Source organism: Pseudomonas sp. GL_139_B, from assembly GCF_057834475.1.
In genome coordinates this window covers 1,306,371-1,322,037 of sequence record NZ_CM174403.1, presented here as the reverse complement: position 1 = coordinate 1,322,037, position 15,667 = coordinate 1,306,371, and the positions used below count along the sequence as shown (strand labels likewise).

Sequence of the window (15,667 nt, the reverse complement as noted above, 5' to 3'; positions counted from 1 at the left end):
ACAATCCGATAATCGACTAAGCGTTCGTTTATCGAACATATTGTTGGCTCGCTATCGACCCTCAAAAGCATCGCGAGCAGGCTCACTCCCACAGTTACCGCGTTCCCCTGTGGGAGCGAGCCTGCTTGCGATGAGGCCATCAAGCTCACCAAGAATCCTGGATCAGCCCCTCAAGTCGCATCCGCATGACTGACCATGCCCTTGATCACCACCGCCGTGGTCGCCAAGGCCGCCGGGATCACCAGCGCCGTCAACACTTGCTCAAAATTCCAGCCCAACCCGAGCAGCGTCGCGCCCATCCATGCCCCGAGAATCGCGCCAAACCGGCCAATCCCGAGCATCCACGACACCCCGGTCGCCCGCCCTTGTGTCGGATAAAACCGCGCTGCCAAGGAAGGCATCGCCGATTGCGCACCGTTGACGCACATGCCCGCCACCAGCACCAACGTCGCCAACAGCGTGATGTTGCCCAGGCTCTGCCCCACCGCGTAGGCAAACACCCCGGCCAGCAGGTAAAAAATGCCGATGACCTTGTGCGGATTGAACCGGTCCATCGCCCAACCTACGCCCACCGCGCTCAGCACCCCGCCAAACTGGAACAGTGCGCCTATGAACGCAGCCTGCTCCATGCTCGCGCCGCTGTCGCGCATCAGTGTCGGCAGCCAACTGGTCAGCAGGTACACAATCACCAGGCCCATGAAGTAGGTCAGCCACAACAGCAATGTGCCGGTGCTGTAGGTGCCGGAGAAGATCACCGCGAACACGTTGCGCGCCTTCACGGTTTTCTGTTCCGGCACGCTGAAGCTTGAAGCCTGGGCGACGATGGTCGGGTCGATGGGCGCCAGGGTCTTGCGTACTTTGTCGGTGCCGCGGTTACGGACTACAAGGTAGCGCGCCGATTCCGGCAGCCAGAACAGCAGGACGACCGAGAGGATCAGCGGCAAGATCCCGCCGATCAGCAGCAAACTGTGCCAACCGAAAGCCGGGATCAACTTGGCCGAGATAAACCCGCCGCCGGCCATGCCGAGGTTGAAGCCGCAGAACATGCTGGTCACCAGCAGGGACTTCTTGCGCTCCGGGGTGTATTCCGACAGCAATGTCGTGGCGTTCGGCATGCCGGCGCCAAGGCCCAGGCCGGTGAGGAAACGCAACACCAGCAATTGATCGACATTGGTGCTGTAGGCCGACGCCAGACTGAAGACACCAAACAATAACACCGCGCCGACCAGTACGACTTTTCGCCCGAAGCGGTCAGCCAACGGGCCGGACCCCAGTGCGCCGAAGACCATGCCGATCAACGCAGCACTCATGACCGGGCCGAGACTGGCGCGGTCGATGCCCCAATCCTGCGACAGCGCAGGCGCAATAAAGCCCATGGCCGCCGTATCGAGGCCATCCAGGAAAACTATCAGGAAACACAGGATCACCACTCGCCACTGATAGCGCGAAATGGGTTGAGCATTGATGAAGGACTGCACGTCGAGGCAGTTACCTACAGCAGACTGGGGCTGGTTCATTATTTTTATTCCATACAAGAACGCAGTCGGATAGGTGCCAGCCTGGGCTGGCGCTGCCGCGACAGTAATGATCCCGGGGAAAGAGCGTCAATTCGATAAACGCAAGTCTGTGCGTTTATCGAACATCTTAGACAGAGGGCTTAGGCGAAGAGCTGCGCGCTGAGGTCGCGGCTGGCACTGAGCAGTCCCGGCAGGAATCGTTGTTCCAGCTCATTGCGGCTGACACGGCCAGCGTGGGTGCTGACGTTCAAGGCAGCCACTACCTGGCCAGAAGCGTCATATACCGGCACGGCAATCGAGCGCAGGCCCTGTTCCAGTTCCTGATCGACGATGCACCAGCCTTGTTGCCGCACTTCTTGCAGGCATTCGAGCAACGTCTCGGGCGTGTGCAGCGTGCGGCTGGTCTTGGCTTGCAGCTCTGCATGATCGAGGTATTCGCGCAGCGAGGTGTCATCCAGCGCGGCGAGAAGAATCCGGCCCATTGAAGTGCAGTAGGCCGGCAGGCGGCCGCCCACTGAAAGGTCGACGGAAATCAGCCGTTGGGTCGTTGCCGAACGGGCGATGTATAAAATGTCGTCCCCTTCCAGCGTGGCCATGTTGCACGCCTCATGAAGTTGCTCACTCATGCGGTCCAGGTACGGCTGGGCCGAGACAGCCAAAGGCGTCGAAGACACGTAGGCATGGCCCAGGGTCAACACTTTGGGCAACAGTGAATAGGTGCGACCATCGGTGGTGGCGTAGCCGAGTTTGATCAAGGTATGCAGGCACCGTCGCACGGCTGCGCGGGGAATTTCCGTGCGATGACTGATCTGAGCAATGGTCAGATGTCGCTTGCGCTCCTGAAACGCTTGCACCACCGCCAGGCCACGAGCCAGCGAGGTCATGAAATCGGGGTCGCCGGTCAGGGCCTGAATTCGCTTGGCAGGTGAGGCGACAATCGGCGGCGCGACTGAAGTGAAAGAGTTGCGCAGTTGATCGTTCATGAAAGATCCTTTCCGAGGCAGATCAGCGGTTATTACACGCGCCCCCTGCTTCATCACACAAGACAGGGATCGCCGAGACTGGGCGATTATCGAACCACAGGCCGATAATCGCAATCCACACCATGCACTGCCCAGCGTGCTCGCCGCTGGTTTTCGCGCCGACCAGCCGATACTTTTTATCGTGTTCGATCACTGACTTGAAAAGCCATGTATTAGGCTTAACTTGCTCGACTTCATGGCGCCAGAAAGACATCACTGCAGATGTGACATCACCGCCCCCCTTATTAACGTTAAAAGTTGCGAGTAACAAAATCATCACACAAGAAGAACTACTTTTAACGCTCAAATGATAGTGTTCTTCAAATCGACCGCTATAATGCACCTCAGTGGCAATCCGGTTTTTATGTACCGATTGCGCCACCCGGCAGCCCGGTATTCTATCGTCGCTGCCCGCAGCAAGCGCTTGGCGCTCATTCATTGCTTCGCCAACGCCCTCGCTGAAACAGGTAACTGATGCTACGTCAGCATTTTTTCTCTGGTGCCGTGGCCGCCTGCAACATGGAAGTATTGTTCGCATGCCCTAAACGATGCTTTTGGCATTGTCCTTTGCGCGATTGTGGTCAATAGATTCGATGCAGCGCGTTTCACCAGAATTTATCTCAACTCATACAGGTAGCACTGTGACGAAAGACGAACTGCGCGCGGAACTTGAGCGCCAGGAACAACGGTACAAGGAAGTTTACGGCGGGGAAGTCACCACCTACGCCGCCCAGCCCGAGCCGGAACGTAAACCCTGGCGTAAACGCGCCACCGTTCAGGATCAGGCGTTCACTCAGGAATTGCAGAAGATGGAAAAGGAACTTAAAGCCGAAGAGCCTTGACCGCCTCGGTCGAAATCCTTTCAAGGGTCTGCGTCTGCTCCTGTTAAAAGCGGGTTGCATTGATCAAGCCTTTCGCGCCCGCTACAAGCGGGCTGCGGCTACCTCTCCCATCGGATGAGGTCCATGGCTCCTTTCTGACCCTTTTCTCAGATATTTCCCAAAGGCGTTTAAATCTCTCGACTTCACGAGAGAAACCCTTGTTTCCGCGGTATTTCCCTATGAATTCAAGGGCTTGTAAAACCCGGTAAAACGCTGGGAGATAGGCAATCGCCACAAATTAATTCGTTGAAGAATGTTACCGATGAGCAGCAAGTGCATTGATTAGCAGTCTTTTCTGGCATAATCGCGCCCCCTTACGACCGGGTCAGAAAACCTTCATGATCGATTTATTCAGCGGACTTGATGCTTGGGTGCTTGTGAGCCTCTTGCTCGCCCTGGCCTTTGTCCTCGCCTTCGAGTTCATCAACGGCTTTCATGACACCGCAAACGCGGTGGCCACTGTTATCTACACCAAAGCCATGCCGCCTCATCTGGCGGTGTTCTTTTCCGGTGTGTTCAACTTTCTCGGCGTGCTGCTGGGCGGTGTTGGCGTGGCGTACGCCATCGTCCACCTGCTGCCGGTAGAACTGCTGATCAATGTGAACACCGGTCACGGACTGGCCATGGTGTTCTCGCTACTTGCTGCCGCCATCACCTGGAACCTTGGCACTTGGTACTTCGGTATCCCGGCGTCCAGCTCCCATACCTTGATCGGTTCGATCCTCGGTGTCGGCCTGGCCAACGCGTTGATCAACGACATTCCTCTGGCGGATGGCGTGAACTGGCAGAAGGCTATCGATATCGGTGCCTCCCTGGTGTTCTCGCCAATGGCCGGTTTCCTCGTCGCAGCGCTGGTATTGATCGGCCTTAAATGGTGGCGTCCACTGTCCAAGATGCACAAGACACCGGACCAGCGCCGCAAGCTCGACGACAAGAAGCACCCACCGTTCTGGAACCGTCTGGTCCTGGTGATCTCGGCCATGGCCGTGAGCTTCGTGCACGGTTCCAACGATGGCCAGAAAGGTATCGGCCTGATCATGCTGGTACTGATCGGGATCGTGCCGGCACAGTTCGTACTCGACCTGGGCAGCACGACTTACCAGATCGAACGGACTCGCGATGCGACCCTGCACCTGAGCCAGTTCTACAAGCGCAACGCCGACACCCTGGGTGAATACCTGGCGCTGGGCAAAAGCGTAGAGGGCGATCTGCCGGAGAAATTCCGTTGCAACCCGCAACAGACGGAACCGACCATCTCCGCCCTGCTTGGCACCCTTAAAGGTGTATCGGACTACCACTCGTTGTCGTCGGAAAGCCGCATCGAAGTGCGTCGTTATCTGCTCTGCCTGGATGACACGGCAAAGAAAGTCGGCAAGCTGCCTACCCTCAATGCCCGCGAAAAGGCTGACCTGGACAAACTGCGCAAAGACCTGACCACCACCACCGAATACGCCCCGTTCTGGGTGATTCTGGCGGTTGCACTGGCGCTGGGCCTGGGCACCATGGTTGGCTGGAAACGCGTGGTACTGACCATCGGCGAGAAGATCGGCAAGCAAGGCATGACTTATGCCCAAGGCATGTCGGCGCAGATCACCACCGCGTGCATGATTGGCCTGGCCAACATCTTCAGCCTGCCGGTGTCCACCACCCACGTGCTGTCCTCGGGCGTGGCTGGCACCATGGTCGCAAACAAAAGCGGCCTGCAAGGCGGCACGGTGAAAACCATCCTGCTGGCCTGGGTTCTGACCCTGCCCGCGACGGTGGCCCTGTCGGCCGGACTGTTCTGGCTGGCATCTAAGGCACTGGGCAGCTGATACATCGCTGCCAAATAAAAAGGCGCGTTCCGTGAGGTTCGCGCCTTTTTTTGCATCTGCAATCTATCAATCACCGCAGTTCCCTGTGGGAGCGAACTTGCTCGCTCCCACAGGGGTTTTATGTAAGCCAATAGATTTTTGCAGACAAAAAAAGGGCAACCTAAGTTGCCCAAAATGCCTTGCGTGCTCATTACATCTGGAAAGAACTACGATTTGCGCTTGTGCGAATCTTTCCAGATAAAAATTCCTAATCCTGCGAAAAACATAACCATGAGGCTGACAGTCAGCACTCCGGCGAACACCACGTTGTCGAAAAACATGACTGGCCTCCAGGACTTGCTCTGTTGCGATAGGGCTAAGTTAACCAAACAGGCAGATCAGAAAATTGACCTGGATCAATGTCGCCCGAGACCGGACGTAAAGGAGGGGAAATAACTGACCTGCGTCAAAAGACGCAGGGTACTTCAACGCTTTTTCGGCTTGCTCTTCGGTTTCTTCTTGGCTTTACCCAATGGCATCGCCTGTTCAAACGCCTGCCGAACTTCGTTCAGACGTTTTTCATTAAGGTCGTGAACCCGCTTGGCGCGTTCAGAATTGAGATCAATCAGCTTATCGTCTTGGCTCATGGTGCTCTGTGCATCGTTTGACAGGGTTGTCGTAATAATGCGGTCTGATGGCCGCGCTGACCAGCCGCAACCTCAAATCTGAATATCGACCCACAAGCCCTGACGTGGCTGATCTTCCATCAACGGCGCCACCGGCACCGTATTGTCGGCATTCAGTTCGTTACCGGGAATCGCCAGATGCGCCTCCGGGTCTTCATCGGCTTCGCGACGGCGACGCTCGCGTTCCTGCTTGCGACGCTGCTCCTCGCGCAGCTGAAAAGCCGCTTCCTCGGGATCGCGCTGCTGCAAGTCGATCGTGCTCTCGCTGGAGCTTTCCTGCACGGGCACCACCGGCGGAATATCCGGGCGCTGGCGAATCGGGTCCTGCTGGGAAGTGATCGGCACGGCACTCAAGGGGAGCATCGGTGGCAACATAATTATTAGTCTCCTGTCAGCACGCTGTCGGCTGCGGGGATGGCGACTTGAGCCATCGGTCGCAAACTGTGACCCGTTTGGCACGAATGGGCGCCCTGGCCTGCGGGCATGGTTTCGTTGGGCTAACGTAAGACTGCGAGTTTTTATGAGAGTCCTTTGGCCCTGAAGGTCTCATTCCGTTAAGATAGCCCGCTTTTTCAAGGTGGGAGTCAGGCAGCATGGCGCAGCAGTATCAACCGGGGCAACGCTGGATCAGTGACAGCGAAGCCGAGCTGGGTTTAGGTACCGTTCTGGCACAGGACGGCCGCTTGTTGACCGTGCTCTATCCGGCCACTGGCGAAACTCGCCAGTACGCGCTAAGGAATGCGCCCCTCACCCGCGTGCGATTTTCGCCCGGTGACTCGATCACTCACTTCGAAGGCTGGAAACTGACAGTTCAGGAAGTCGACGACGTCGATGGCCTGCTGGTCTACCACGGCCTTAACGCGCAGAACGAAGGGGTCACCCTGCCGGAAACCCAGCTGTCGAACTTCATTCAGTTCCGTCTGGCCAGCGATCGTTTGTTCGCCGGACAGATTGACCCGCTGCCCTGGTTCTCCCTGCGGTACAACACCCTGGAACACACCAGCCGCCAATTGCAGTCCGCGCTTTGGGGCCTCGGTGGCGTACGTGCGCAACCGATCGCGCACCAATTGCACATTGCCCGTGAAGTCGCCGACCGCATTGCACCGCGTGTTCTGCTGGCGGACGAAGTAGGCCTGGGTAAAACCATCGAAGCCGGTTTGGTGATCCATCGCCAACTGCTCTCGGGCCGCGCCAACCGCGTACTGATCCTCGTTCCCGAGAACCTGCAGCACCAGTGGCTGGTCGAGATGCGCCGCCGCTTTAACCTGCAAGTTGCGCTGTTCGACGAAGAACGCTTCATCGAAAGCGATGCCACCAACCCATTCGAAGACACCCAGCTCGCGCTGGTCGCACTTGAGTGGCTGGTCGAAGACGAAAAGGCTCAGGATGCGCTGTTTGCTGCTGGCTGGGACCTGATGGTCGTCGACGAAGCCCACCACCTGGTGTGGCATGAAGACAACGCCAGCCCGGAATACACCCTGGTCGAGCAGCTCGCCGAAACCATTCCCGGCGTGCTGTTGCTGACCGCGACCCCGGAACAACTGGGTCAGGACAGCCACTTCGCCCGTCTGCGCCTGCTCGACCCGAACCGTTTCCATGACCTGGCCGCCTTCCGCGCCGAGAGCGAAAACTATCGCCCGGTGGCCGAAGCCGTTCAGGAGCTGCTGGACAAGGGGCGCCTGTCGCCTGAAGCACACAAAACCATTCACGGCTTCCTCGGCAACGAAGGCGAAGCCCTGCTGGCCGCCGTGAACGACGGCGACACCGAAGCCAGCGCCCGCCTGGTGCGCGAACTGCTGGACCGCCACGGCACCGGCCGTGTGCTGTTCCGTAACACCCGCGCCGCCGTGCAGGGTTTCCCGGAGCGCAAACTGCACCCGTACCCGCTGCCATGCCCTGACGAATACCTCGAGTTGCCACTGGGCGATCACGCCGAGTTGTACCCGGAAGTCAGCTTCCAGGCCCAACCGGACGCCAACGAAGAAGAGCGCTGGTGGAAGTTTGACCCGCGCGTCGAGTGGCTGATCGACACCCTGAAGATGCTCAAGCGCACCAAAGTGCTGGTGATCTGCGCCCATGCCGAAACCGCCATGGACCTGGAGGACGCCCTGCGCGTACGTTCCGGGATTCCGGCCACGGTCTTCCACGAAGGCATGAACATCCTCGAACGTGACCGCGCCGCCGCGTACTTCGCCGATGAAGAATTCGGTGCACAAGTGCTGATCTGCTCGGAAATCGGCAGTGAAGGTCGCAACTTCCAGTTCTCGCACCACTTGGTGCTGTTCGATCTGCCGTCGCACCCGGATTTGCTGGAGCAGCGTATCGGTCGTCTGGACCGGATCGGCCAGAAGCACACCATCGAACTGCACGTGCCGTATCTGGAAACCAGCCCGCAAGAGCGCCTGTTCCAGTGGTATCACGAAGCGCTGAACGCGTTCCTCAACACCTGCCCGACCGGCAACGCCTTGCAGCATCAGTTCGGCCCACGCCTGCTGCCGCTTCTGGAAGAGGCTGACGACGGCGAGTGGCAAGCGCTGATCGACGAAGCCCGAACCGAGCGTGAGCGTCTGGAAGCCGACTTGCACACCGGTCGTGACCGCTTGCTGGAGCTCAACTCCGGCGGTGCCGGTGAAGGCGACGCACTGGTTGAAGACATTCTTGAGCAAGACGATCAGTTCGCCCTGCCGATCTATATGGAAACCCTGTTCGATGCATTCGGCATCGACAGCGAAGACCATTCGGAAAACGCGCTGATCCTCAAGCCGAGCGAAAAAATGCTCGACGCCAGCTTCCCGCTCGGCGACGACGAAGGCGTGACCATCACCTACGACCGCAACCAGGCGCTGTCTCGCGAAGACATGCAGTTCATCACCTGGGAGCACCCGATGGTTCAGGGCGGCATGGACCTGGTCTTGTCCGGATCGATGGGCAACACCGCCGTGGCGCTGATCAAGAACAAGGCGCTCAAACCTGGCACCGTGTTGCTGGAACTGCTCTACGTCAGCGAAGTGGTTGCCCCGCGCTCGCTGCAACTGGGCCGTTACCTGCCACCAGCCGCCCTGCGCTGCCTGCTCGATACCAATGGCAATGACCTCTCGGCCCGCGTGTCGTTCGAAACCTTGAACGATCAACTGGAAAGCGTACCGCGTGCCAGCGCCAACAAGTTCATCCAGGCTCAGCGTGATCAGTTGACGCCACGGATCAACGCGGGCGAAGAGAAAATCTTCCCGCGTCATGCCGAACGTGTTGCCGAGGCGCAGCGTCGTCTGGCCGCTGACACTGAAGAGGAACTGGCTCGCCTGACCGCGTTGCAAGCCGTCAACCCGACCGTGCGCGACAGCGAACTGGTTGCCCTGCGCAAACAGCGCGAGCAAGGGTTGGCCATGCTCGAAAAGGCTGCGCTGCGACTGGAAGCGATTCGGGTGTTGGTGGCGGGTTAATCTCCCGCATCTACACCGTCAATAAAAAAGGCCCGCAGCGATGCGGGCCTTTTTTATTGGACGAATTCTTGGTCTTGTCAGTTCAGGATTTCAAACTTACAAGCAGAACTTTCTAATAATTGCGCAGGACGCTTCTGACAACTGCATAGGACAATTCGTTAAAGCCATAAAGCAGCAACAAATACATTTAACATCGCCTCTTCTCCACACCCAAAAAGAACTTTCCTACTCAACTCTCAGACCCATTCTTACCATTAACACACTAGTATAAAAACACAGACCACCGCACCAAGCGCGAGGAATGCACGTAGCACTCGCTACTGACAACCATAAAATATTGTAGGATTTTACAATGAGTAATGGATTAACTCTCCCTCCCCTCAACATTACAGCTACAGCACCAGGATATTCCGTATCCGATCCATGAACTACACCTACCGCCAGACTACCGCCTCGTTTACCGTGGCATCTCTGGCGAGCAGTTCCATGGCAATAGTGCTTCGTAGTCGGCCACCGACTGCGCATGCGGCAGTCGTTCCAGTACGTGGCGCAGCCACGTATAGGGCTCTTGGCCGTTGACCTTGGCGGTCTCGACCAGACTGTAGATCTGCGCGCTGGCAGTCGCGCCTTTGGGCGTGTCGCTGAACAGCCAAGCCTTGCGACCGATTACAAATGGTTTTATTGCACGCTCTGCCGGGTTGTTGTCGATGGGTAAAAACCCAGCCTCCACGTAGCGCTCCAGTCGGCTCCAGTTACTGGCAAGATAATTAACGGCCTTGCCCAAAACACTTTGCGGTGTCACCTGCGACTGCGTTTTATCCAGCCAGCTTTTCAACTGCGCCAGGATCGGCAGGCTCTTTTCCTGACGATTCATAAAGCGCTGTTCATCGCTGACGTCCTTGAGTTCACGCTCGATGCCATACAGCTTGTTGATCATCGTCAGCGCGATATCGGCACGTCCCGTCTTGCCCTTGGGCTGCACTTTTTGCGCGTCCACGAACTTGCGTCGCGCATGGGCCATGCACGCCAACCGCTCGACACCGGGCTGCAACGCCAATGCGTTGTAACCCGCGTAGTCGTCGGTCATCACGTAGCCGCGATAACTTTCCAGCAGGCGCAACGGTACTTCCTGCGCACGGCTGGAGGTGTAGTCGAACAGCACGACTTTTCGATCTGGCGGCCCACTGGCTTGCACCCACATCCAGGATTGACTGGTCGGGTCTCGACCTGGCTCTTTGAGTACCTGGACGCGGGTTTCATCGCAGTGGATGACCGGACTTTCCAGCAATCGATCACGCATCAGATTCAGCAACGGTTGCAAGTGCTCGCCGCATTGGATGATCCAGCGCGCCAAGGTTTGACGCGGGATATCGATACCGTGTCGGCTCAGCACCGTTTCAAAACGATGCAGCGGTAATCCGTCGACATACTTGGTGGTTAGCAGCATCGCCAAGACGCTCGGACTGGCCATGCTCTTTTCGATCAACTGGGCGGGTTTGTCAGCAGTGACCGGAGCGGTTTCACAACCACGGCAACCGTAGACTTTACGGATGTGTTTGATCACCCGAATCTGCATCGGCACGATATCCAGCTGCTCACTGGTTTCTTCGCTGATCACATGCTTGCGGCAACCGCAGGCACAGGTCAGTTCGTGCTCAGGCAATTCGTGGATGACTTCGATACGCGGCAGATCAGCAGATAGTGGCTTGCGTTTACCACGGCGTGGAGCTGGAGCAACGACTTCTTCATCGGCATCCTCGACGGCGGGCATCGGTTCACTTTCGGGCTCATTGAACAGCGCCAGTTGCGGCGTGTTGGATTCGACCGTTTGTTCGGACTTACAGCCAAATATACGGTCACGCAGCAACTTGATCTGCTCTTTCAGATCAACGATATGGGTCTGGTAAGCCTCTTTGACTTCCTGATCACGTGCACGCGCTTCGTACGTCTCAAGCAGCATCTGTTTGAGACGCACGGGGTCATCAGGAAGGTTGTCAGGCATGGAAATCATGCCGCGGATTATAACCTTTAGGCGACAAATCTTGGAGTCAAAACCTGATGGGGGCGGTTACGCCACAGATCAAAACCGTCGAGTAACCAGTTCAACTCCTGGACGCTTAACACGATGGCCTCGTCGGTGGCATCGGGCGATGTTTTGAAACGTTCCGACTCCAGGCGCTTGAGCCAAAGGCAGAAGCCGTTGCGCTCCCAGTACAACACTTTGACGCGGTTGCGGTGGCGATTTAGAAAGACGAAAAGCACGGGGTCGAACACCGCAACTTTGATGTCCAGTTCGACCAACGCAGCCAAGCCGTCGATGGACTTTCGAAAATCTACAGGCTTCGGGTAGAGGTACACTTTTTCGACGCTGGCATTTGGACGCATCATGGTGATGGGCTCCTGATGGAAATCGGGAGCACAGCATCAGCCGTCAACTATCAGCTTGGAATGTGGAGTTCATGGAGCGGATACCTCCGACGGGGCAAACAGCAATTGTTCTAGACAAGGTACCTTACAATACTGGCTCAAACTCTTTTCTCACCGAGATGTGGCTTGGCAATATTACTTTAAAAATTGAAGGCACAATCATGAAGTATGAAAGTGGCAAATTGTCTTTCAATGGTGGAGCTCGATCTTACAATGACATCTACGACGCTAACCCAGGGGATTTTCGCAGTGCAATAGGTGAAAGTGCTACCCGCGTTCTTGCCGCCGTTGAAAAATACTTGAACGCCCAACCTTATCAAATAGCAATTAAAGGGACGAATGTGATAACAATAGAGCGCTAACCGCCTCCAACAACACATTATAATAGATGCAATATTGGTCGCGTACATAATGTGCGACCAATCCATATATCAGGAACAACACTCCATGCGACCATACCAACGTCTACTGATTTCATTTGTACTATTCATTGCCGCCTGGTTTTCCTTGTTTCATGCAGCAATCCAACTCCCACCAAACCCGAAGGATCTTTCCGATACTACAGGCCTACCTGTTGTATTACTACTGACGATAGCACTGCTAGCCATAGGCATCCCAGCCATCATATTTTCAAGCGTAGGCATTCTTATATCGATCTTTACAAAATTCAAATCATTTCCTGTAAGGCTACTCATTTTTTCAATTTCAAACTTCCCCCTATTGCTTGCCTCACTTCTCGGAATACTCGTGATTGGTTTATTTGTAATTGAGACATTAAACAGTATCATCGGGGTCATTTTTTTTGCAGGCGTGATAGTCCTGCTAGTGTCTGCCACCCCTAAACGGGTAGCAGACAAAACCAAAAGTGAACCCCTTTAGGCAGTCTCCACAGCAACTCCAGGCTCAACCACAGCCACCAACCCTTCCTTCATCCGCTTCGAATCCCGCACAAAACACCGCGATGCTATAAACAGAAACACCATGGTGAAAAACAACGCCACCGGAATCAGGTACATCGCGTCATGCAGCCCGACCGCCTTGAATGCCTCGGTCATCTGCTCGGTACCGGCTGCCAGCATCGCCATGTGCGCAAAGTGGTCAGATAAACCGCCCACCACCACTGGCCCCAAGCCACCGCCCAGCAAATACAGACCGGCAAAGAACAGGGCCATCGCCGTAGCCCGCAAGCGTGGCTCGACCACGTCCTGAATCGCGGTGTAGACGCAGGTGTAGAAATTGTAGGCAAACAACCAGCCCACACTGAAGACCGCGACAAACACACCAATCTCGATTCGGCCGGAATGCAGCGCCCAGGCCGTGCACAGAGTCGAGATAATCAGGCTAAACGCTGCAAACAACAGCCGCCCGTTGGCCACCCGCTGGTGAATCTTGTCAGCGACCCAACCGCCGAGCGTCAAGCCGAACAGACCGGTGACGCCGACGATCACACCTGTTGCCACTGCAGCTTCCTGCAATGGCATCAGAAAGTAGCGCTGCAGCATCGGCACCAAAAATGAGTTGCAGGCGTAGGTCGCAAAGTTGAAACACAGCCCCGCCATCACCAGCCACAGGAAAGTCGGAACCGCCAGCACCCGGCGGATTGGCCGGTCTATGCGCTCCTGGGACACCTGCACCGTTTCTGCTGCGCCGCGTTTCGGCTCCTTGATGAAGAACATGAAAATCGCCAGGATCAACCCCGGTACTGCCGCGATAAAGAACGGTGCGCGCCAGCTGTCGAACGCCTTGACCATTGCGCCGATGGTGAAAAATGCCAGCAGCAGCCCCAACGGCAGGCCCAGCATGAAGATGCCCATCGCCCGCGCCCGGCGATGCGCCGGAAACAAATCGCCGATCAGCGAGTTGGCGGCGGGAGCATAACTGGCTTCACCGATACCGACGCCCATGCGCACGATCAGGAAACTCCAGAAGCTGCCCACCAGCCCGTTGACCGCCGTCAGCCCGCTCCAAACCGCCAGGCCCCAGCCCATCAACTTGCGGCGCGAACCGGTATCGGCCATCCGTCCCAATGGCAAGCCGGCTATTGCATAAACGAGGGTGAAAGCGGTGCCGACGATCCCCAGTTGAAAGTCGCTAAGGTGCCATTCCATGCGGATCGGCTCGATAATGATGGCGGGGATAGTGCGATCGAAGAAGTTGAACAGGTTGGCCAGAAACAACAGGAACAGAATGCGCCAGGCATTCGCCGCTTGGGTCGAGTTCTGCATGGGTCCGTCTCTTTTATTGTTATTGGGGCCTCACTGTCCCCGGAACCGTCAATCTAGGCAGGCCCGCCAACACTGTCTGTCATTATTTGTCAGGCTGATATCAGTCCATGGCATTTAAGCAGACCTGCTGACCGCCAGGCCCTGGTTTCACGAGCATTGGGCCGATGTTTTCACAGTGCCACCCGTCGTTGAAAAATACCTTTCGCCCCCCCTTCCAAAGCCCGTGGCGAAGCCTAGAATAGCGAGCCTGCCCGCTTCCCAGCGTGCCTATTCCTCCTTAGATAATCGCCCATGTCCGAAGTCAGTCCATGCCTGAATTGCGGTGCCTGCTGTTCTCATTTCCGTGTGTCTTTTTTCTGGGGTGAATGCACCTCGGCCGGGGGAACGGTGCCTGACGACCTGGTCGCGTCGATCAGCCCCAGTCGGGTGGCAATGCTTGGCACCGACTGCAAACCCACCCGCTGTGTCAGCCTGGTGGGTGAAGTCGGCAGCGAGGTCAAATGCTCGATTTACAACGAACGTTCCAGCACCTGCCGTGAATTCGAAGCCTCATGGGAAAATGGCGAGGCTAACGTGGATTGCGACGCGGCCCGGGCAGCGTTCGGCCTTCCGGCCTTGCAACCGGAGTTCGACATGCCCTACGAACAAAGCGCCTGAGGCTTAGCCTGGCTCGCGGTACATCTGCACTAACGTTGACGGATCTTTTTCCAGGAAACCCTGACACCCATGCAGTCGCATTAACTGTGCAGCCAATCCACTGAGTGGCGTGGCCGAACCCTGTTCGCGGGAAAACTTCACGGCGCTGTCGAGGTCCTTGAGCAGCGTGCGCACATGCCATTTCACCGGTTCAAATTGGCTGAGGGCCATTTGCGGAGCGAGGATCTGCAACGGTTTTGAATCGGCAAAACCACCGGCGAGTGCCTCGGCGATCATTCGAGCATCAACTCCGGAACATTCTGCCAACGCCACCACTTCGGCGATGACCAGCGCATTACACGCCACGATCATCTGATTGCACGCCTTGGTCACCTGCCCGGCCCCGACTCCGCCCATGTGGGTGACACGCTGGCCCACAGTCAGCAAAAGCGGACGCACTCGCTGCAGATCCCCGGCCTCGCCACCCACCATGATCGTCAGGCTGCCGGCCTCGGCGCCGACCACGCCGCCGGACACCGGAGCATCCAGCCAACTCATCCCCGTGATGTTGATCAACTGTTTGGCCATTTCTCGTGTGGCGCTGGGCTCCAGGCTGGAAAAGTCCACCAGCAACTGACCGCTTTTCGCCCCTGCAGCCACCCCGGCCGGGCCAAAAACCACCTCGCGCACGACTGCGGTGTCCGCCAGGCACAACATGACAATGTCGGCCTGCTGACACAATTCAGCAGGCGTTGCCACTTGTCGAGCACCGGCCTCAACCAGCGGCGCGCACTTGGCTGGATTGCGATTCCACACGGTCAACGGATAGCCCGCTGCCAACAGGCGCCGGCACATGGGCAGGCCCATCAGACCGATCCCGGCGAACCCCAACGAAGGTAGCGTTGACATCATTTAGCCTCCCTTTGATTAAAGAACGCCGAATATTGGCCGATTCATCATGACTAAGGAAAGGATTCCCCCACTGTTGCTCAGGAAAGTCCCTGAGACTTGGGCCAAATACGCGCAAAAAAAGACGCGAG

At 57.0% G+C, this 15,667-nt stretch carries 15 protein-coding genes; 5 read left to right on the top strand and 10 right to left on the bottom strand.

Annotated features, from left to right (window positions below):
• Positions 1-170: 170 nt before the first annotated feature.
• The 3 genes from pcaK to AC3ISI_RS05890 all read right to left on the bottom strand — a co-directional run bounded on the left by pcaK (position 171) and on the right by AC3ISI_RS05890 (position 2,978).
• Positions 171-1,517, bottom strand: coding sequence for a 4-hydroxybenzoate transporter PcaK (gene pcaK, locus AC3ISI_RS05900; RefSeq protein ID WP_489335887.1), 1,347 nt, complete (start codon positions 1,515-1,517; stop codon positions 171-173).
• Positions 1,518-1,657: 140 nt separating this feature from the next.
• A complete protein-coding gene (pcaR, locus tag AC3ISI_RS05895) occupies positions 1,658-2,500 on the bottom strand; it encodes a pca regulon transcriptional regulator PcaR (protein ID WP_489335886.1) in 843 nt (280 codons plus the stop codon).
• Positions 2,501-2,522: 22 nt separating this feature from the next.
• Positions 2,523-2,978, bottom strand: a complete 456-nt coding sequence (locus AC3ISI_RS05890) for a hypothetical protein (RefSeq protein ID WP_489335885.1) — start codon at positions 2,976-2,978, stop codon at positions 2,523-2,525.
• 202 nt (positions 2,979-3,180) lie between these two features.
• Between AC3ISI_RS05890 and AC3ISI_RS05885 the strand changes: the two genes are divergently transcribed.
• The gene (locus AC3ISI_RS05885) at positions 3,181-3,381 is read left to right on the top strand and encodes a hypothetical protein (RefSeq protein ID WP_007935837.1); all 201 of its coding nucleotides are present in this window, start codon (positions 3,181-3,183) and stop codon (positions 3,379-3,381) included.
• 377 nt (positions 3,382-3,758) lie between these two features.
• Complete coding sequence (locus AC3ISI_RS05880; protein ID WP_489335883.1) at positions 3,759-5,234, top strand: inorganic phosphate transporter; 1,476 nt, start codon at positions 3,759-3,761, stop codon at positions 5,232-5,234.
• A gap of 206 nt (positions 5,235-5,440) precedes the next feature.
• Here the strand turns inward: AC3ISI_RS05880 and ccoM are convergent, their stop codons facing one another.
• The 3 genes from ccoM to AC3ISI_RS05865 form a co-directional block, all read right to left on the bottom strand.
• On the bottom strand, positions 5,441-5,554 hold the full coding sequence (gene ccoM, locus AC3ISI_RS05875; RefSeq protein ID WP_317849332.1) for a cytochrome c oxidase subunit CcoM: 114 nt from the start codon (positions 5,552-5,554) through the stop codon (positions 5,441-5,443).
• Positions 5,555-5,698: 144 nt separating this feature from the next.
• A complete protein-coding gene (locus AC3ISI_RS05870; RefSeq protein ID WP_085988412.1) occupies positions 5,699-5,860 on the bottom strand; it encodes a hypothetical protein in 162 nt (53 codons plus the stop codon).
• 72 nt (positions 5,861-5,932) lie between these two features.
• Positions 5,933-6,274: an aspartate-semialdehyde dehydrogenase gene (locus AC3ISI_RS05865; protein ID WP_489335882.1), complete on the bottom strand. Its 342-nt coding sequence runs from the start codon at positions 6,272-6,274 to the stop codon at positions 5,933-5,935.
• Positions 6,275-6,492: 218 nt separating this feature from the next.
• Between AC3ISI_RS05865 and rapA the strand changes: the two genes are divergently transcribed.
• Entirely contained in the window at positions 6,493-9,339 is a 2,847-nt protein-coding gene (gene rapA / locus AC3ISI_RS05860; protein ID WP_489335881.1) for an RNA polymerase-associated protein RapA, read from the top strand.
• 457 nt (positions 9,340-9,796) lie between these two features.
• Here the strand turns inward: rapA and tnpC are convergent, their stop codons facing one another.
• Both tnpC and tnpB read right to left on the bottom strand, forming a co-directional pair.
• The gene (tnpC, locus tag AC3ISI_RS05855; RefSeq protein WP_489332794.1) at positions 9,797-11,350 is read right to left on the bottom strand and encodes an IS66 family transposase; all 1,554 of its coding nucleotides are present in this window, start codon (positions 11,348-11,350) and stop codon (positions 9,797-9,799) included.
• A 17-nt stretch (positions 11,351-11,367) separates the two neighbouring features.
• Positions 11,368-11,727, bottom strand: coding sequence for an IS66 family insertion sequence element accessory protein TnpB (tnpB, locus tag AC3ISI_RS05850; RefSeq protein WP_489332793.1), 360 nt, complete (start codon positions 11,725-11,727; stop codon positions 11,368-11,370).
• A gap of 71 nt (positions 11,728-11,798) precedes the next feature.
• Between tnpB and AC3ISI_RS05845 the strand changes: the two genes are divergently transcribed.
• Positions 11,799-12,128 carry a lipid II-degrading bacteriocin gene (locus AC3ISI_RS05845; protein WP_489335880.1) on the top strand — a complete coding sequence of 110 codons (330 nt, stop codon included), beginning with the start codon at positions 11,799-11,801 and terminating at the stop codon, positions 12,126-12,128.
• A 513-nt stretch (positions 12,129-12,641) separates the two neighbouring features.
• Here AC3ISI_RS05845 and AC3ISI_RS05840 read toward each other — a convergent pair.
• Positions 12,642-13,991: a spinster family MFS transporter gene (locus tag AC3ISI_RS05840; RefSeq protein ID WP_489335879.1), complete on the bottom strand. Its 1,350-nt coding sequence runs from the start codon at positions 13,989-13,991 to the stop codon at positions 12,642-12,644.
• A 291-nt stretch (positions 13,992-14,282) separates the two neighbouring features.
• Between AC3ISI_RS05840 and AC3ISI_RS05835 the strand changes: the two genes are divergently transcribed.
• The gene (locus AC3ISI_RS05835; RefSeq protein ID WP_452625201.1) at positions 14,283-14,648 is read left to right on the top strand and encodes a YkgJ family cysteine cluster protein; all 366 of its coding nucleotides are present in this window, start codon (positions 14,283-14,285) and stop codon (positions 14,646-14,648) included.
• A 3-nt stretch (positions 14,649-14,651) separates the two neighbouring features.
• Here the strand turns inward: AC3ISI_RS05835 and AC3ISI_RS05830 are convergent, their stop codons facing one another.
• Positions 14,652-15,539 (bottom strand): NAD(P)-dependent oxidoreductase, encoded by an 888-nt coding sequence (locus tag AC3ISI_RS05830; RefSeq protein WP_489335878.1) that lies wholly within the window; start codon positions 15,537-15,539, stop codon positions 14,652-14,654.
• Positions 15,540-15,667: the final 128 nt, after the last annotated feature.